Here is an 18310-nt window from a genome sequence, read left to right on the forward strand (position 1 = left end):
ACCCCCGCGGGCGCGTGCTCAGTTGGACGGGTGCGGGTGGCGATGGGCCCGGCGCGGGCGGTGTTCGCCGTGGGGCTCGCGGACGCGGTGGGTGCGGAAGACGTACAGGGAGACGGCGAACATCACCGCGCCCATGATCAGCCCCATGCGCACCGACTCCAGGACGGTGTGTCCGGCCGGGCTGGAGATGCTGTAGAGGTAGCCGATCGCGACGCCGAAGAACGTTCCGTACGCCAGCGCCCGCACCTCCGTGACCAGGGTCGACTGGATCCGTACCAGCAGCAGGCCGAGCACGCCGCTGACGATGGCCGTGATCAGGCCCAGCAGCCAGGCGTGGCCCAGCGAGGAACCGCTGGTGCGGTCGACGAAGACGGTCCACAGGCCGTAGAGGAGGGCCGCCGCGACGGGCAGGGCCACGGCGGTGGTGGACATGCCGTGCGACCCGGAGGCCGCGGCCGGGTTGTCCGGGTGTGGCTGGGTGTCCGGTTGTGCCGGGGTGTTCGCGTGCGCTGTGTCCGGCTGCGACGTGCTCCGCGACTGGGGGGCGGCGGTCGCGCCGTGCCGGTGGTAGGGCGTCTGCATGACGGGCTCCTCTCACTCTCCCCGTCTTCCAGGCCACACCCGGGTACCGCGGGCGTCAACCGGAGGAGCCGGTGCCCAGGTGTTTCTCGTACCAGGCGACGTCCCAGTAGCGTCCGAACTTGCGGCCGACCTCGCCGTACGTACCGACGTGCCGGAAGCCGAAGCGGGCGTGCAGCCGGACGGACGCCTCGTTGGGCAGGGCGATGCCCGCGTACGCGCGGTGCACGTCCTCGTCGGCGAGCGCTTCGAAGAGCGCCTTGTAGAGCAGCGTGCCGACGCCGCGGCCCACGGCCTGCGGGGCGCAGTAGACGCTGATCTCGACCGAGGTGGAATAGGCGGGCTTGATCCGGAAAGGGCTACTGGTCGCGTAACCCAGGAGCCGTCCGCCGCGATCCGCGCGCCGCCCGCCGCGCGGCTGCTCCCCGTGTGCCCGCTCCCCGGGTGCCCGCTCCTGAGCAACCAGAAGGCGGTGCGGGCCGTCTTCAGGGTGGGAGAGCAACCACGGGCGGCGCTGCTCGGGGGTGAAGGGCTCCGTGTCAAAGGTGATGGTCGTCTCACGGACGTAGTGGTTGTAGAGGTCCGTGAGGGCACCGAGATCAGCTTCGGTGGCCGTTCTGACCTGCACTTCCCGGTACTCCGACGGCATCCGCCCTCCTCGGTGGGGATGCAGGGTACTGCATGATCACGAAAATGGGTGCGCGGCGTGGGAATTCTGTCCGGATTCCAGCCGTTGTTTCCTTCGGAAGGGGTACTCGGAGGCCAGACAGCACCCGGTGTCCCACCGCCACCATCCCGCGACCGGACTCACGCAGACTCATCGCAAGGGAGCACACGCATGGCAACCCGTGCCGTCGCCCGTCGTCAGGCCACCAGCAGCGGTGCCGACGGGGCCAACAGTGTTCGCGCCGTAGGCGGGGAGATCGCCGACCGCGACCTGGTCGGCATGTACCTCGACGAGATCGCGCGTACCCCTCTGCTCGACGCCGCCCGTGAGGTCGAGCTCTCCCAGACCATCGAAGCCGGTGTCTACGCGCGCCAGATCCTCGACGGGGTCGTCGAGGACGGCAACGCGGCCGGCGGCACCCGCGAGGAGCTCGAAGCCCTGGCCGCCGAGGCGGAGAAGGCCAAGGACATCTTCATCCGCTCCAACCTGCGCCTGGTCGTGGCGGTCGCCCGCCGCTACCCGCGCTCCGGGCTCCCCCTGCTCGACCTGATCCAGGAGGGCAACGCGGGCCTGGTCCGCGCGGTCGAGAAGTTCGACTACGCCAAGGGCTTCAAGTTCTCCACGTACGCGACGTGGTGGATCCGCCAGGCCATCACCCGCTCCATCGCCGACCAGTCGCGCACGATCCGGCTGCCCGTCCACCTCGTGGAGGAGCTGGGCCGCATCCGCCGCGTCCAGCGCGAGTTCAACCGGGAGAACGGCCGCGACCCGGAGCCCGCCGAGGTCGCCCAGGAGCTGGGCTCCACGCCCGAGCGCGTCACGGACGTGCTGGACTGGGCGCGCGACCCGGTCAGCCTGAACATGTCGGTCGACGACGAGGGTGACACCCAGTTCGGCGACCTGCTGGAGGACACCTCCGCGGCCTCGCCCGAGCAGTCCGTCCTGACGCTGCTGCGCAGCGAGGAACTGGAGGACCTGATCGACCGCCTCGACCACCGTACGGCCTCGATCATCAAGGCCCGGTACGGCATCGAGGACGGCCGCGAGCGGACGCTGACCGAGGTCGGCAAGCAGCACGGCCTGACGCGCGAGCGCATCCGGCAGATAGAGAAGCACGCGCTGCTGGAGCTGAAGCGGATGGCGCGCGACACGGGGTTCGACGCGGCGGCGTAAGGGCGCTCCCGTAGGGGCGCACGCGCCCCGCGCCCGGCTCCCGCGCTCCCGTCGGTGGTGGCCCGACGTGGGATGACGGGCCGGCTGTCCGCGCCCCCGGTGATCCGCGATCCCCTTCCCCACAGACGAGCCCCGGTGCCGCTTCCCCCTTCGGTACCGGGGCTCTTTGCTGCCCGGCGATGCCCGTTTGTGTTGATTACCAGCCCGGATGTGTTTACTTCCTGGTCCTCCGGTCGTACCTTTGGCTTGAAACCACACGGTCGGGCATGAGGCAGGCGTAGAACACCATGTACGCAGCGGAGCGGCAGCAGGAGATCCTGCGACTGGCGCGCGAGGGCGGGCGGGTCGACGTGCTCTCGCTCGCCGAGGAGTTCCAGGTCACCGCCGAAACCGTCCGCAGGGACCTCAAGGCCCTCGACCGGGCCGGGCTCGTGCGCCGCGTGCACGGCGGCGCCATCCCCGCCGGGCGCCTGGACTTCGAGCCGGACCTCGCCGAGCGGGACACCGTCGCCGCCGACGAGAAGCAGCGCATCGCGCGGGCCGCGCTCGCCGAGCTGCCCGGCGGCTCCGCGCCCGGCAGCGTGATCCTCGACGCGGGCACCACGGCCGCCCGGATCGCCGCCGAGCTGCCGCTGGAGGCCGAGCTGACCGTCGTCACGCACGCCCTGCCGGTCGCCGCCCGGCTGGCCGACCACCCCGGCCTGACCCTGCACCTCGTGGGTGGCCGCATCCGGCACCGTACCCGGGCCGCCGTCGACGACTGGGCCCTGCGCGCCTACCGCGAGATCAACGCGGACGTGGTGTTCCTGGCGACCAACGGCTTCTCCCTGGAGGGCGGCCTGACCACCCCCGACCTCGCCGAGGCGGCCGTCAAGCGGGCGGCGGTCGCCGCCGCCCGGCGGGTCGTGCTCGTCGCGGACAGCAGCAAGTTCGGGCAGGTGCACTTCGCCCGCTTCGGCGGACTGGACGACGTGGACCTGCTCGTCACCGACACCGGGCTCAGCCCCGACGACGCCCTCGCCATCGAGCGCGCGGGCACGGAAGTAGTGCGCGCATGATCCTCACCGTCACCCCCAACCCCAGCCTGGACCGTACGTACGAGATCCCGACGCTGGAGCGCGGCGCCGTGCTGCGCGCCACCGCCGACCGGATCGACCCGGGCGGCAAGGGCGTCAACGTCTCCCGGGCCGTCGCGGCGGCCGGGCACCGCACGCTGGCCGTGCTGCCGCTCGGCGGGCCGGCGGGCGCGGCGCTGGGCGACCTGCTGGCGGCGGAGGGCATCGAGGTCGCGGGCGTGCCGGTCGCCGGGCAGACCCGGTCGAACATCTCCGCCGTCGAACCGGACGGCACCCTCACGAAGATCAACGCGGCCGGGCCCGAGCTGTCGCGGGACGAGTCCCGGGCCTTGCTCGACACCGTACGCACCCGGTCGGCCGGCGCGGACTGGATCGCCTGCTGCGGCAGCCTGCCGCGCGGCCTGGCCCCCTCCTGGTACGCGGAACTGGTCGCCCAGGTGCACCGGGCCGGGGCCCGCATCGCGCTCGACACGTCCGGGCCGTCGCTGACCGCCGCCCTGGCGGCCCGCCCCGACGTGGTCAAGCCGAACGCGGAGGAACTCGCCCAGGCGGTCGGCCGGCCGCTGCGCACCGTCGGCGACGCGGTCGAGGCCGCACGCGAACTGCGGGCGCTGGGCGCGGTGGCGGTGCTCGCCTCCCTCGGCGCGGACGGGCAGCTGCTCGTGGACGCCGACGGGGCGCGGTTCGCCTCCGCGCGGGTCGGAACCGTACGCAGCAACGTCGGCGCGGGCGACGCGTCGCTGGCCGGGTTCCTGGCGGCGGGCGGCGTCGGCGTACCGGCGCTGGCCTCGGCCGTGGCGTACGGGGCGGCGGCGGTGCAACTGCCGGGCAGCGCCATGCCGACGCCGAAGGACCTGGACCCTTCGGCGGTGGCCGTGGGGGAGACGGTTCCGGTGGCGAGGGAGCTGCGGGAGCCGGCGGGATGAGCGGGGCGGGGTGGAGCGGGCCGGTTCCTGCCGGGACCGGGCGTGGATGTGGAGCGAGCGAAGGAGCCCGCGATGAGTGAGCTGATCACCGCGGAACTGGTCGATCTGGACCTGTCCGCCGGGAGCAAGGAAGCGGCGGCGCGGTCGCTGGCCGAGCGGATGGCCGGGCTGGGCCGGGTCACCGATCTGGAGGGCTTCCTCGCGGACGTGGCCGCGCGCGAGGCCCAGATGCCGACCGGCCTGGACGGCGGCATCGGCATACCGCACTGCCGCAGCGCGCACGTCACCGAGCCGACGCTCGCCTTCGGACGCAGCGCCGCCGGGATCGACTTCGGCGCCGCCGACGGCCCGGCCGACCTGATCTTCCTGATCGCGGCCCCGGCGGGCGGCGACGCGGACCACCTGTCGATCCTGTCGACGCTGGCCCGGCACCTGATGGACGAGGCGTTCACGGGGGCGCTGCGGGCGGCGGACGATCCGGCGGCCGCGGCGGCGCTCATCCGGGGGGACGAGCCGACGCCCGCACCCGAGCCGGAGGCCGTAACCGGGGCGAAGGCCGCACCCGAGCCGGGGGCCGCACCCGGGGCGGAGGCCACAACCGAGCCGGATGCCGCGCCCGAGGCGGCGGGGCCCGGGACCGGCGCCGCACCGGCGGACACACCCGCCTCCGCCGCCCCCTTCAAGATCATCGCCGTGACCTCCTGCCCCACCGGCATCGCCCACACCTACATGGCAGCCGAAGCGCTGGCCAAGGCGGGCCGGGAGGCCGGGGTCGAACTGGTCGTGGAGACCCAGGGGTCGGCCGGCTTCAAGCGGCTGGACCCGGAGGTCGTCGCGGCGGCGGACGGCGTGATCTTCGCGCACGACGTGGAGGTGCGGGACAAGGCGCGGTTCGCCGGGAAGCCGACGGTCGACGTGGGCGTGAAGGCCGGTGTCAACCGGCCCGCCGAACTGATCGCGGAAGTACGGGAGAAGGCCGCGCGCGGCGACGTCTCCGCCCCCGCGACGGCCGGGCCCGCGCCCATGGACCGGGACGGCCAGGCGGGCGACGGCTTCGGCACCCGGCTGCGCAAGTGGCTGATGACCGGCGTCAGCTACATGGTCCCGTTCGTCGCCGCGGGCGGCCTGCTGATCGCGCTCGCCTTCGCGATCGGCGGGTACGGGATCAACAAGGCGCCGTCCGTCGCCGAGCACTTCGTCTGGACCGAGTCCGCGAGCTGGGCGGCGCTGCTCTTCCAGATCGGCAGTGTCGCCTTCGGCTTCCTCGTCCCGGTCCTGGCCGGCTTCATCGCGTACGGCATGGCCGACCGGCCGGGCCTGGTGCCGGGCTTCGTCGGCGGTGCGATCTCCCTGACCGTCAACGCGGGCTTCCTCGGCGGCCTGATCGCCGGTCTGATCGCGGGTGCGGTGGTGATGGCGGTCCAGCGGGTCCAGGTGCCGCCCGCGCTGCGCGGCATCATGCCCGTCGTCGTCATTCCGCTGATCTCGTCGGCCGTCGTCGGTTTCCTGATGTTCCTGGTGGTCGGCAAGCCGATCGCGGCCCTCCAGAAGGCGCTGACCGACTGGCTGAGCGGGCTGTCCGGCGCCAACGCGGTCATCCTGGGCGTCATCCTCGGCCTGATGATGACGTTCGACCTCGGCGGCCCGCTGAACAAGGTGGCCTACGCGTTCGCGGTGGGCGGCCTGGCCAACCCCAACGACGGCAGCCTGAAGGTGATGGCCGCGGTGATGGCGGCGGGCATGGTGCCGCCGCTGGCGATGGCGGTGGCCACGACCGTACGCGGCGGGCTGTTCACCCGTACCGAGCGGGAGAACGGCAAGGCGGCCTGGGTGCTGGGCGCCTCCTTCATCACCGAGGGCGCCATCCCCTTCGCGGCGGCCGACCCGCTGCGCGTCATCCCGTCCGCGATGGCGGGCGGCGCGGTGACCGGCGCCCTGTCGATGGCGTTCGGCTGCACCCTGCGCGCCCCGCACGGCGGCGTCTTCGTGGTGCCGCTGATCGGGCAGCCGCTGCTGTACCTGGTGGCCGTGCTGGCCGGTACGGCGGTCACCGCCGCCCTGGTCGTCCTCCTGAAGGGCCTGCGCGGGACGGACGCGCCCGCGGGCGCCGGGCCGGAGGCGACGGCGGCGGCCGAGCCGGAGCCGGCCGGCGTCTGACGGCACGGACGCGGAACGACGGTGGCCGGTCCCCATGGGGACCGGCCACCGTCGTCTTGCCGTTGGGCTACCGGGTGTCGGCGCGGATCAGTTCGCGCTGCCCGCCTGCCATTCCGACCAGGACATGTTCCAGCCGTTGAGACCGTTGTCCGGCTTCACGGTGCGGTCGGGCGAGTTCTTGACGACCACCACGTCCCCGATGAGCGAGTTCTCGAAGAACCACTTGCCCGGGGTGTCGCCGCCACCGCCCTTGTTGTCCTGGAGGCCGACGCAGCCGTGGCTCGTCCCGGCCCGGCCGAAGATCGACGGGCTGCCCCAGTAGTTGCCGTGGATGAACGTGCCGGAGGAGGAGAGCCGCATGGCGTGCGGCACGTCCTTGATGTCGTACTCGCCGCCGAAGCCGACGGTCGAGCCGTCCATCCGGGTCTGGGTGAACTTCTCGGAGATGACCATCTGGCCGTTGTAGGTCGGGTTCTTCGGGCTGCCGCCGGAGATCGGGATCGACTTGACCGTCTTGCCGTCCCGGACCACCGTCATGGTCTGCGTCTTCATGTCGACGGTGGAGACCTGCGAGCGGCCGATGGTGAAGTTCACCGTCTTGGACTGCACACCGGTGATGCCCTGGCCGCCCTTGACCCCGTCCAGGTCGATCTTCAGCGTGACCTTGGAGCCGGCCTTCCAGTACTCCTCCGGGCGGAAGTCCAGGCGCTGCGAGCCGAACCAGTGGCCGACGACCTTCTGGCCGCTGCTGGAGGTCACCGTGATGTGCGACTGCACATCCTTCTTGTTGGTGATCACCTTGTCGAAGTTGAAGGACACCGGCATGCCCACACCGACGGTCTTGCCGCCGTCGGGCGTGTAGGAGCCGATGAAGCTGTTCTTCGAGGAGACCGTGGTGAAGGTGCGGTTCTCGGTGGCGGGCCGGCCCTTGCCGTCCTTGGCGTTGGCCACCAGCTTGTACTTGGTGCCGCGCTCCAGCTGCTTCGCCGGCTTCCAGGACGAACCGTCGTCGGTTATCGAGCCCTTGACCTCGGCGCCGTTGTCCGCCTGCACCAGCTTGACGTCGGTCAGCTTGCCGCCGCTGACCTTGACGCCGGTGTCGTTGATGCTGGCGTCGGTGGCGCCGTCCTTCGAGGTGACCGAGATCTTCGCCTCGGAGGCGTCCTTGGCGGCCGCGGCATCCGCACCGGCCGCCTGGTCCTTGCCGTCCTTGCCGCCCGCCGAGGCGTCGCCGCCGCAGGCGGACAGGGCCAGGGCGCCGGCGGCCAGGAGGGAGGCCGCCGCGAGTCCGCGACGCAGCCGACGGGTGCGGGACGGTGCGGGCGGCGCGGTGTTGTCCGGCATTGTCACGGGCTGCTCCATGCAAGGGTGTTGTGAGTCAGTGCTGGTAAACAGCAACTACGGGCGGGTTTGGTTGCACTCCCGACGCTGGTGTGATGAACGTCACCTCAAGGATGGTGAAGGGGTGGCAGGGGGGCCTCGGGCGGGCCGGACAGCCAGGCGCGCAGGGGCTCGCCGTGCTCGTCCAGCGCGGGCGGGGCGCACGGTGCGGCGACCGGTGTGGCGGACAGCCGCAGCGGACTGCGCACCTGCGGTACGCGGTCCGCGCCGACCGGCACGACCGGCTCCAGGCCGAGCCGTTCGGCCAGCCGCAGCGCCTCGCCGACGGTGTTGACCGGCCCGCAGGGAACGGATGCGGCGGTCAGCCGCTCGGTCCAGGCCGCGGGCGTGTCCGCCGCCAGCCGCTCCTCCAGCTCCTTGACCAGTTCGGTGCGGTGGCGCACCCGGTCCTGGTTGCGTGCGAAACGCTCGTCGTCGGCCAGCCCGGGCGCGCCCAGCGCGTGCGCCAGCGCGCGGAACTGCCGGTCGTTGCCGACCGCGACGGCCAGCGGCTCGCCGTCCCGGCAGGCCAGCGTCTCGTACGGGGCGATGCTCGGGTGCCGGTTGCCCATCGGGCCGGGGTCGCGGCCGGTGGCCAGCTGCCCGGACGCCTGGTTGACCAGCGAACCGAGCAGCGACGACAGCAGGTTGACCTCGACGTGCTGGCCCTGCCCCGTCCGGTCGCGGTGGCGCAGCGCGGCCAGTACGGCGGTGGTGGCGTCCTTCGCCGTCAGTACGTCGACGAGCGCGACGCCCGCCTTCAGGGGCGGCCCGCCCGGTTCGCCGGTGATGCTCATCAGGCCCCCGGCGGCCTGGACGACGAAGTCGTAGCCCGGCAGGTGCGCGCCCGCGCCGGAGCCGAAGCCGGTGATCGAGCAGTGGACCAGGCCGGGGTGGGCGGCGACGGTCGTCGCCGGGTCCAGGCCGTAGCGGGCGAGCGCGCCCGGCCGGAAGTTCTCGATCAGTACGTCGGCCCGGCGGGCCAGCTCCCGGGCCGCCGCCGCGTCATCGGGGTCGGCCAGATCCAGGGCGAGGCCGCGCTTGGAGCGGTTGGCGGCGTCGAAGTACGCGGCCGTGCCGTCGGCGGCGAAGGGCGGCCCCCAGGAGCGGGTGTCGTCGCCGGTCCCCGGCCGCTCCACCTTGATCACATCGGCGCCCAGGTCGGCCAGCGTGGCGGCGGCCAGCGGCCCGGCCAGCACGCGGCTGAAGTCGGCCACGAGGATGCCCGCCAGGGCCTTGGGGGTGGTGGCGGTGGTGGGGGTGACGGCGGTGGTCGGCTGCGGCACGTACGTACTCCTCGCATCGCGCGGGCGGTGTGCCGACATGCTGGGGGACGATCTTGGGGAGGGGAAGGGGGCGTGGGCGTCCGTGCGGCGGACCGGCGGGGTGTGGGTGAAGCGTGGGGGCGGCGGGCGGGAGGTGCGGAGGTGTGGGAGATACGTCACTTGTGGGACGTAAGTCCTTTCAATCCCCTGACGTTGGTCCCTGACATGGTGTCTACTGCTGGAGTCCGCCCCGCCGGGGCCCGTGAGCGGGCCCGGAACCGCGCACCGACCTGGAGGACCGCATGCTCCCCTCCGTCTCGCTCCTCCAGCAGATCGGCCTGGCCATCCTGCTCGCCGTCACCATCGGGTGGGCCGTGGGCCAGGCCCGGGTCGTGCGCCGGCACCGCTTCGAGATCCCGCGCGGCAGCGGCCCGAGACCGATGCTCGGCGCGGTGCCCCGGCAGACCGGCCCGGCCGGGCCGCCGTCCGAGCGGGTGGAGCTGAGCGCCGCCGAGCGCGAGGCGTTCGCCGGACTCGTACGGCAACTGAAGCAGCTGAACGGGGACGAGCGGCCCGAGCGGCACTGAACCGCCGGCCAAGCGCGGCGTCGGCCGTCAGCCCGTCACCGCACCGGCCCCAGTTTCAGCAGTGCCAGTGACGCCAGCATCTGCACCGCCACCGCCACCGCCGCCTTGAGGGTGGACAGGTGGTGCTGGCCCCGGATGAGCAGTATGGCCAGCAGATAGCCGAAGCCCCAGGTCGTCCAGGCGACGGCCTGCACGAGGGTGGAGTTGTGCGGCAGCCAGGTCGCCAGCGCGAGCCGCGGCAGGTCGGTGACCCAGAACAGCACGACGAACAGGCTGACCGTCGGCTCGAACCGGCCGTTCCCGCCGATCGTCCGGGCGATGGCGTGGGTGACCACGCCCAGCGCGAGGCTGGCGACCAGCACCCCCGCCTCCGCGATCGCCGCCAGTTGCAGCGCCAGCTGCTGGTCCAGCGCCCACTGCTTGCGGAAGGCGTCCACCGACACGATGCCGAGGGCGCCGCTGACCAGGCACAGCAGGACCGCCGCACTCCAGGCGCTGCGGTCCCGGGCCTCGTCCATCACCTCGACCGGCCGGTACCAGAGGCCGAGGACCAGACGGTGCCACCACAGGCGGCGCCGTTTCGGCGGGCCGGGCTTGCTTCCGGTGGGCGGCTGGACGAGCGTGGGGGGAGGCGGCGGCGCGGACATATGGCCCGTTCTACCACCGGAGTCGGGTGGCGGGCTCCGACGGGTGGGAGGCCGCGGGCCGGTTACGGGGCCGGGTAGAGGTCCCGGTACGACGGGAAGCAGCCGCCCGGAGTGTCCACCGTCTCCGCCGCGAGCACGGCCTTGACCACCGCGCGGGTCAGCGCCTCGGCCCCCGCGGCCAGGATCTCGTTCAGCGCACCGGCCTCGGCGTGCACCCCGAACGCCGGGTCGGCCGCGGCCTCTTCCGGCACCAGCGGCCGGTCCCCGGTGGCGAGCGCGAAGACGGTGTCGCCGTCGTTGAGCAGATGCGCCGGGCGTACCGCGCGTGCCAGGCCGTCGTGCGCGATGCCCGCCAGCTTCTGGGCCTGGGCACGGTTGAGGGCCGCATCCGTCGCGACGACGGCGAGGGTGGTGTTCAGGGGCGGGCGTACGGAGGTGGCCGAGCGCCGCTCGGAAGCGCTGCGGGCCTCGGCGAGGCGGCGCCGCGCGGCGGCGTGGACCTCGGGGGAGGGCGTGACGGGCGTACCGTGCTCCGCCGCGTGCGCCTGTTCCCCGTACCGTCCGTACAGTGCGCCGGTACCCGGATCGACCACCGACCCCGCCGCGTTGACGGCCGCCAGCGCGGCGACGGTGACGCCCGACGGCAGGACCAGGCTGGTGGTGCCGATGCCGCCCTTGACGCCGCCGGCCACCGCGCCCGCGCCGGCGCCGATGTTGCCCTGGGCGACGGGTGCGCCCAGGTCCGTACCGGCCGCGTCCTCGATGGCCGCGCGGCCGAACGCGGCGTCCGGGCGGGCCCGCCAGTCGCCGCCCCGGCCCAGGTCGAACAGGGCCGCGGCCGGTACGACGGGCACGACCTGCGCCGGGTCCGGGCCGACGCGGTAGCCGCGGCCCTGTTCCTCCAGCCAGGCCACCGCACCTGACGCGGCGTCCAGGCCGAAGGCGCTGCCGCCGCTCAGGACGACGGCCTCGATGCGCTGGACCAGGTTGCGCGGGTCCAGGGCGTCCGTCTCGCGGGTGCCGGGGCCGCCGCCGCGCACATCCACGGCCGCGATGGCTCCGCCTTCGGGGGCCAGCACGACGGTGGTGCCGGACAGCCACCCGTCGCCGAGGCGCTGCGCGTGGCCCACCCGCAGGCCGGTGACGTCGGTCAGGGCGTCGCGGGGGCCCGAGCGGGAGGCCGGGGTGCGGGTGTCGTGGGTACCGGTCGTGTCGCGCTGCTGTTCGGTGTCGTCGGCCATGGCCCATGCGTACCATGCGGGCGCGGGGGGCGGTACGGGCGATACGGGCCTCGGTGGGCCGCCTGACGCTCCCTCAGTGCCCCGCCGGGCCCATCACGATCACCGGGTGCTGCGCCGGGTCCAGGGTGCGCAGCAGCTCCCGCATCACCTCGGGCTTGAGGCTGATGCAGCCCTGTGTGGGCCCGTCGTGGTCGACGTGCAGCCAGACACCGCCGCCCTTCGCCGCGCCCTGCGGGCGCCGCTGGTCCAGCGGGGACGACCCTTTGACCCGGTTGTAGTCGATGGCGATGACGTAGTCGAACGCACCGCCCAGCGGCTCGCCCTCCACGCCGGTGCCGTGCGCGACGAAGCTGTCGTTGCGGTCGTACGGCAGCTTGGTGCCTTCCGGCGGCGCCAGCTTGCCGCCCGCGTCGCTGAGCGTGAACACGCCCTCAGGCGAGCGCAGGTCACCGTACCGGTGGTCCTTGGTCCAGCCGCGGGACGCGTTGTGCGCGGCCCAGCGCGCGCCGGGGCGCCAGTCGTCGGAGTCCTGCGCGCGGGTGTACAGGACGACGGAGGAGTCGTGCTGGTCCACGCCCTGCCCGGTGACGACGAGCACCTGCCGGGAGTCCGCCGGGATCTGCTTGCGGGCGGCGTCGCTCAGGCCCGGGATCGCGCGCGGCGCGGGCGCCCCCGCGTGCCCCGCGGCGGCGTGCGCGGGCACCTCCGGCGCCGAGGGGGCCGGGCGGGCCTGCTCGGAGCGGTGGCCGTCGTGGTCGTCGCCCGAGGCGGGCCAGGCCCACAGCGCGGTGCCCACCAGCGTGGTCAGGGCGAGGCCGCTCACGGCCTTGCCGCGACGGGTCATCCTTATTCGCGTACCGCGTTGCTGGGCGTGGCGGGCAGCCATGTTCGTGGCGTCTCCTCGCCCGTCGGCTCCGGGCCGGTGGGCTGTCGTAGGCATAAAACGGGCAATCCGCACCCTACACCGTCCACGGAAACGCCCGGCCCCGCACCTCGCGTCTTCATGCGTCACGCCCGCCCAATGGCCGAAAGAGACGGGACCATTGGCCGGAATGGTGAGGTCCGAGGGCCTGGAGGGATGGAGGTGGCGGCCGGTCAGCTCTCCAGTGCCTGTCCCTGCCGCGCCGTCAGCGTCGCGCCCACCGCGACCGTCACCGCTCCCGTCAGCCCGGCCAGCAGGACCGCCGCGTGCCCCGCGAACGTACAGGCCAGGACCAGCACGGAGGACACCGGCAGCACCAGCTGCTGGGCCAGGTTGCGCTTCTGGTGGCGGGAGTGGATCAGCCACACGGTGAACAGGAACAGCGCGGCGGGGACGGTGACGGCCGCGGACGCCGCGAAGCCGGAGAGGTGCGCCTTGCCGACCGCCTCCTCCACCGCCACCTCGATGCCCGCGCCGATGGCCGCCGCCGAGCCGAAGACCAGGTAGTGGCCGTAACCCCAGAGGAACGCCTGCCGGTTGGAGGCGAGGTGGAGATGGATGGGAACCGCGAAGTAGATCCAGTACGCGGCGAAGATCAGCAGCAGGCCGCCCGCCGCGATGGGCAGCAGATCACCCAGCGCGTCCTGCTCGTCCACCGCGGACTGCACCGCCACCGTGGCGGCGGAGACCGTCTCGCCGAGCACGATGATGACGAACAGGCCGTACCGCTCGGCGATGTGGTGCGGGTGCCAGGAGGTCTGGTGGCCGCGCTCGGCCAGCGTGGGTACGGCCATCTCCGCGACCGCCAGCACCAGGAACACCCACGGCCGGGCGGTGTCCGGCGACAGCAGCAGCACCAGCCAGCCGAACTGGCACAGCGTCACCCCGGCGGCGTAGCGCAGCGCGGTGGTCCGCTCCGGGCCGGTGCTGTTGCGCGCGGCCCGCAGCCACTGCGCCACCAGCGCGAGCCGCATCACCAGGTAGCCGAACCACACCACCGCGAAGTCGCCGTCGAAGGCCCGTGGCACGCTGGCCGCCAGGATCAGCACGCCCGCGATCTGCACGAGCGTCACCACTCGGTACAGCGCGTCGTCGGTGTCGTACGCGGACGAGAACCACGAGAAGTTCACCCACGCCCACCACACGGCGAAGAACAGCATCAGGTAGCCGGGGATGCCGTGCCCCGGGTGCCCCTCCGCGAGCGCGTGCACGAGCTGCCGGCCGGCCTGCGCGACGGCCACGACGAAGCACAGGTCGAAGAAGAGCTCCAGCGGGGTGGCGGCGCGGTGCGTCTCGGAACGGCCGCGCGCCTGCATACGGGCCATCACGGGCGGGCCGTTCCGTGCCTCTGGTGCGTCCGGTACCTCTGACGCGCCGAGTGTCTCTGGTGCGTCCAGTGCATGTGGTGCTCCTCGTTCCCGTCCGCTTCGGGGGCCGCGTACCCGTGCCGCGTACCAGTACAGCCCGCCGTGGCCGGGAAGCGGCACGAGACGCGCGGGGGTCCCCCGGGCGGGTCTGAAGGCGGCCGGGAACCTCTCGTGGGTAACGCGCGTTATCCGTACGGCGTTTCCGGGGGATCCGGCGTGCGCCCCGCCCTCTTCCCCGGCCGTCGATCCCGGCCTGGTGCGGCCTTTTCCGGCCCTGCCGCGACCGGTCCGGGTCTCGCCCATACGTCCGTTACATGATCAAATGCTACGTATGAGCGATAGCGCGCGTGACACCGTACTGGCCCCGCTCGACGCCCGCATGGCGGACCTCGAATCCCTCTACGAAGACCTCCACCGCCACCCCGAACTGGGCTTCCAGGAATCCCGCACGTCCGCCGAGGCGGCCCGCCGCCTGACCTCGTACGGCTACGAGGTCACCACCGGCATCGGCCGGACCGGCGTCGTCGGCGTGCTGCGCAACGGCCCCGGCCCGGTCGTCCTGCTGCGGGCCGACATGGACGCCCTGCCCGTCACCGAACGCACCGGCCTGCCGTACGCCTCCACCGTCCCCGGCGTGATGCACGCCTGCGGCCACGACGTGCACGTCACCTGTCTGGCGGGCGCCGCCGACCTGCTCGCGGCGGGGCGGGAGCACTGGTCCGGCACCCTGGTGGTGCTCTTCCAGCCCGCCGAGGAGGTCGGCGACGGGGCGCGGGCAATGGTCGAGGACGGACTGTTCGGGGAGGGGCACGGTGCCATTCCCACCCCCGACGTGGTGCTCGCCCAGCACGTCGCGCCGTTCGGCGCCGGGCTGATCGCGTACGCGCACGACGCCTGCATGGCGGCCTCGGACAGCCTGAAGATCACCTTTCATGGCACCGGCGGCCACGGCTCCCGCCCCGAGACGGCCGTCGACCCGATCCTGATGGCCGCCGCCTTCGTCCAGCGCCTCCAGTCCGTCGTCGCCCGGGAGATCGCGGCCAAGGACCGGGCCGTCGTCACCGTCGGCTCCTTCCAGGCCGGGGACGCCCCCAACGTCATCCCCGACCAGGCCGTGGTGCAGCTCAGCGTCCGTACCTTCGACGAGCACATCCGCACCCAGGTGCTGGCGGCCGTCGACCGCATCGCCAGGGCCGAGGCCGCCGCCTCCGGCGCGCCGCGGGAGCCGGAGACCGAGGTACTGAACACGTTCCCCGTCACCCGCAACGACGACCGGACGCTGGAGCAGGTCAACGCGGCCTTCACCGACCACTTCGGCGCACCGCGGCTGTTCGCCTACGAACCGGCCGCCGGCAGCGAGGACGCCGGCCTGATCGCCACGGCTGCCGACGCGCCGCTCTACTACTGGTGGCTGGGCGGCTGGGATCCCGACGAGTTCCGCACCGCCATGGCCTCCGGCCGCCTCGCCCAGGACATCCCCTCGAACCACTCGCCGCACTTCGCGCCGGTGCGCCAGCCGACACTGACCATGGGCGTCGAGGCCCTCACCGTGGCGGCCCTGAGCCGTTTGAATCCGGCCGGTGGGCCCGGGGCGGACCGCACGTAGGCAACGGCCGCCCGTGGCCCGGCGGTTCGCGGCGCAGCCGGACGCTTGACCTTGCCCTTGACCTTGCCCTTGGGGGAAGACCCAGGCTCGGAGCAGCGGGGAGACATCCCCGTACGAGGAGGGTGAACGGGTGGGTCAGGAAACGGACGGAGTACCACCGGGTCATGGGGCGCTGCTGGGTGATGGCGCGTTGCTGGGTGACGGGGAGTTGGCGGGCGATGGGAAGTCGCTGGGCAATCATCAGCTGCCGGGGCGTGGTGAACTGCTGAGTATCGGGGCGTTCGCCAGGGCTTCGCGGCTCTCGCCGAAGGCGCTGCGGCTGTACGACGAGCTGGGGCTGCTGCCGCCCGCGCAGGTCGATCCCGTCAACGGGTACCGCCGTTACCGCATCGCCCAGTTGGAGCGGGCGCGGCTGGTCGCCTGGCTGCGGCAGCTCGGTATGCCGCTGGCCCGTATACGGGACGTGTGCGAGCTGGCGCCGGGACCGGCCGCCGAAGCGGTGGCGGCGTACTGGGCGCGGACCGAGGCCGACACCGCCGCCCGCCGTGAGCTGGCCGCCTTCCTCGTGAACCACCTGAGAGGGAAGGGCACGAGCATGGACACGCACACGGGGCGGACACCGGCGGGGCAGCCGCGGGCGCGGCGCCGCCTGGAGATCCGTTACGCGGCACTGTCGGACACCGGGCTGGTCCGGGAGAGCAACCAGGACACGGCGTACGCGGGCGAGCGGCTGCTGGCCGTCGCCGACGGGTTCGGCGGGGCCGGGGCGTCCGCCGGGGCCGCGGCGGTCGCAGCGCTGCGCGGCCTGGAGGACTTCGACGGCGGGGCACTGCGGCCCGGCGACCTGCTGAACGCGCTGGCGGACGCGGCCCGGGAGGCGAACCGGTCGGTGGGGGAGGTGGTGGCGGCCGGTTCCGGTACCGGTTCCGGCTCTGATACCGGTTCCGGTTCTGGTGCCGGTGCTGGCACGGACCACGCCGGCACCACCTTGACCGCCCTGCTCTGGACCGGTTCCCACCTCGCCCTCGCCCACGTGGGGGACTCCCGTGCCTACCTGCTGCGCGACGGCGGGCTGTTGCAGATCACGCACGACCACACCCACGTATGGTCCCTCGTCGAGGAGGGGCGGCTGACTCCCGAAGAGGCCGAGTCGCACCCGCAACGCGCGCTCCTGGTACGGGCCCTGGACGGTGGTACCGACTGTGAGCCCGAGGTGGGACTGCACGAGGCCCGCCCCGGGGACCGCTACCTACTGTGCTCCGACGGCCTGTCGGGAGTGGTGCCCGCCGACGCCGTACGGGACGTCCTGGCCGGGGCGTCGGACCCCGGCCAGGCCGTACGGGACCTGGTGGCGCTGGCCCATGAGGCGGGGGCGCCGGACAACGTGAGCTGTGTGGTGGCGGACGTGTCGGTGCCCGGGTAGCAGGGGGCCAGCGCCGGGGGCTGCTCTTGGGACGTCGCTCAGGCGAGTCCCTTGAGCATGCCCTTGAAGTACAGCTGCGGCAGCCCGTACCGCTTCAGGAACCACATGTCCGTCCGCTCCTTCGTCGTGTCGATGAACGGGATGGACGGCGCGGGCTTCAGGTCGTAGTCGAACTCGGCCAGCAGCATCTTGTGGCGGGCGGTCACCAGCGGGCAGGAGGTGTAGCCGTCGTAGCGGGCGGTGGCGGACCGTCCGCGCAGCCCGGCGCGCAGGTTGGCGACGACGACCGGGGCCTGCTTGCGGATCGCGGCGCCCGTCTTGGACGTCGGCAGGTTGGCCACGTCACCGATCGCGAACACCTCGGGGAAGTCCGGGTTCTGGAGCGTCTCCCGGTCGGCCTTGGCGTAGCCGAAGGGGGAGGCCGGATCGGCGAGCGGGCTGTCCGCCACCCACTGCGGCGCACGCTGCGGCGGTACGGCGTGCAGCAGGTCGTAGCGGATCGTCTCCTTCTCGCCGGTCGCGTGGTCGACGATTTCCGCCTCCCGCGCGGCGCCGTCCACCTGCGTCAGCTCCGACTGGAGGCGCACCTCGATGCCGTACCGCCGCGCCGTCTCCTCCAGCGCCCGGTTGAAGACCGGCACCTTGAACATGGCGGGCTCGGGCAGCACCAGGATCGTACGGACGCGGCCCAGCACCCCGCGCTTGCGCCAGTGGTCGGCGGCGAGGTACGCGATCTTCTGCGGCGCGCCGCCGCACTTCACCGGCCCGGACGGCATCGTGAACAGCGCCGTACCGCGCTTGGTGCGCCGGATGAAGTCCCAGGTCAGCGGGGCCAGATCGGGCCGGTAGTTGCTGGAGACGCCGCCGTGGCCGAGGGCCTGCGCCAGGCCCGGTATGCCGTCCCAGTCGAGGGACAGCCCGGGGGCGAGCACCAGCCGGTCGTAGGAGATCGTCCGCCCCGACGCGGTGCCGACCGTCCGCGCGGCAGGGTCGACCGAGGCGGCGGACTCGCGCAGCCAGCGCACGCCGGGCGGCATGACCTCCGCCTCCGTGCGCAACGCGGCCCGCAGCGGCGCCTGCCCGCCGCCGACCAGCGTCCACAGCGGCTGGTACCAGTGCGTCTCGGAGGGTTCCAGCACCGCGATGTCGCGCAGTCCGGCGCGGCGCAGCCGGGCGGCGACGGTGATGCCCGCGGTACCGCCGCCGATGATGACGATCTGGTGGTGCGACGAGGCGGGGGTCATAGGGGGTTTCCTCCTGGGGGTCGAGGACGGGGACCGGGGGATTGTGCCCC

16 protein-coding genes are annotated in these 18310 nt (G+C 73.2%); 7 read left to right on the plus strand and 9 right to left on the minus strand.

Annotated elements, in window-relative coordinates:
- Positions 1-18 precede the first annotated feature (18 nt).
- A complete protein-coding gene (locus CP973_RS04475; protein ID WP_150237731.1) occupies positions 19-582 on the minus strand; it encodes an ABC transporter permease family protein in 564 nt (187 codons plus the stop codon).
- Between the two features lie 55 nt (positions 583-637).
- On the minus strand, positions 638-1228 hold the full coding sequence (locus tag CP973_RS04480; RefSeq protein WP_150237733.1) for a GNAT family N-acetyltransferase: 591 nt from the start codon (positions 1226-1228) through the stop codon (positions 638-640).
- A gap of 189 nt (positions 1229-1417) precedes the next feature.
- On the opposite strand from CP973_RS04480, the gene CP973_RS04485 reads away from it, so the two are divergent.
- From CP973_RS04485 to CP973_RS04500, 4 genes are all read left to right on the plus strand, one after another.
- Positions 1418-2419 (plus strand): sigma-70 family RNA polymerase sigma factor, encoded by a 1002-nt coding sequence (locus tag CP973_RS04485; RefSeq protein ID WP_150237735.1) that lies wholly within the window; start codon positions 1418-1420, stop codon positions 2417-2419.
- Between the two features lie 287 nt (positions 2420-2706).
- Positions 2707-3477 (plus strand): DeoR/GlpR family DNA-binding transcription regulator, encoded by a 771-nt coding sequence (locus CP973_RS04490; protein WP_003979573.1) that lies wholly within the window; start codon positions 2707-2709, stop codon positions 3475-3477.
- Positions 3474-4421 (plus strand): 1-phosphofructokinase, encoded by a 948-nt coding sequence (gene pfkB / locus CP973_RS04495; RefSeq protein WP_150237738.1) that lies wholly within the window; start codon positions 3474-3476, stop codon positions 4419-4421. The genes CP973_RS04490 and pfkB overlap by 4 nt, the downstream gene beginning before the upstream one ends.
- A gap of 72 nt (positions 4422-4493) precedes the next feature.
- Positions 4494-6578 carry a fructose-specific PTS transporter subunit EIIC gene (locus CP973_RS04500; protein ID WP_150237741.1) on the plus strand — a complete coding sequence of 695 codons (2085 nt, stop codon included), beginning with the start codon at positions 4494-4496 and terminating at the stop codon, positions 6576-6578.
- Between the two features lie 87 nt (positions 6579-6665).
- Here CP973_RS04500 and CP973_RS04505 read toward each other — a convergent pair whose 3' ends face one another.
- Positions 6666-7922, minus strand: a complete 1257-nt coding sequence (locus CP973_RS04505; RefSeq protein ID WP_167538416.1) for a L,D-transpeptidase — start codon at positions 7920-7922, stop codon at positions 6666-6668.
- A 104-nt stretch (positions 7923-8026) separates the two neighbouring features.
- Entirely contained in the window at positions 8027-9244 is a 1218-nt protein-coding gene (locus CP973_RS04510) for a CaiB/BaiF CoA transferase family protein (protein WP_150237747.1), read from the minus strand.
- Positions 9245-9525: 281 nt separating this feature from the next.
- Here CP973_RS04510 and CP973_RS04515 point away from each other — a divergent pair, with 281 nt between their 5' ends.
- The gene (locus CP973_RS04515; protein WP_150237749.1) at positions 9526-9810 is read left to right on the plus strand and encodes a hypothetical protein; all 285 of its coding nucleotides are present in this window, start codon (positions 9526-9528) and stop codon (positions 9808-9810) included.
- A gap of 35 nt (positions 9811-9845) precedes the next feature.
- Here CP973_RS04515 and CP973_RS04520 read toward each other — a convergent pair whose 3' ends face one another.
- The 4 genes from CP973_RS04520 to CP973_RS04535 all read right to left on the minus strand — a co-directional run bounded on the left by CP973_RS04520 (position 9846) and on the right by CP973_RS04535 (position 13945).
- A complete protein-coding gene (locus CP973_RS04520; protein ID WP_244409275.1) occupies positions 9846-10457 on the minus strand; it encodes a Yip1 family protein in 612 nt (203 codons plus the stop codon).
- Between the two features lie 62 nt (positions 10458-10519).
- On the minus strand, positions 10520-11698 hold the full coding sequence (locus CP973_RS04525; protein ID WP_244409276.1) for a P1 family peptidase: 1179 nt from the start codon (positions 11696-11698) through the stop codon (positions 10520-10522).
- 73 nt (positions 11699-11771) lie between these two features.
- Positions 11772-12542: a L,D-transpeptidase family protein gene (locus CP973_RS04530; RefSeq protein WP_244409277.1), complete on the minus strand. Its 771-nt coding sequence runs from the start codon at positions 12540-12542 to the stop codon at positions 11772-11774.
- A gap of 251 nt (positions 12543-12793) precedes the next feature.
- On the minus strand, positions 12794-13945 hold the full coding sequence (locus CP973_RS04535; RefSeq protein WP_150237752.1) for a low temperature requirement protein A: 1152 nt from the start codon (positions 13943-13945) through the stop codon (positions 12794-12796).
- Positions 13946-14318: 373 nt separating this feature from the next.
- On the opposite strand from CP973_RS04535, the gene CP973_RS04540 reads away from it, so the two are divergent.
- Complete coding sequence (locus CP973_RS04540; RefSeq protein ID WP_150237753.1) at positions 14319-15593, plus strand: amidohydrolase; 1275 nt, start codon at positions 14319-14321, stop codon at positions 15591-15593.
- A 244-nt stretch (positions 15594-15837) separates the two neighbouring features.
- Complete coding sequence (locus CP973_RS04545; protein ID WP_167538417.1) at positions 15838-17016, plus strand: MerR family transcriptional regulator; 1179 nt, start codon at positions 15838-15840, stop codon at positions 17014-17016.
- Positions 17017-17054: 38 nt separating this feature from the next.
- On the opposite strand, the gene CP973_RS04550 is transcribed toward CP973_RS04545, so the two are convergent.
- Entirely contained in the window at positions 17055-18260 is a 1206-nt protein-coding gene (locus CP973_RS04550) for an NAD(P)/FAD-dependent oxidoreductase (protein WP_150237756.1), read from the minus strand.
- Positions 18261-18310 lie beyond the last annotated feature (50 nt).

Source organism: Streptomyces albofaciens JCM 4342, assembly GCF_008634025.1.
Lineage (GTDB): Bacteria > Actinomycetota > Actinomycetes > Streptomycetales > Streptomycetaceae > Streptomyces > Streptomyces albofaciens.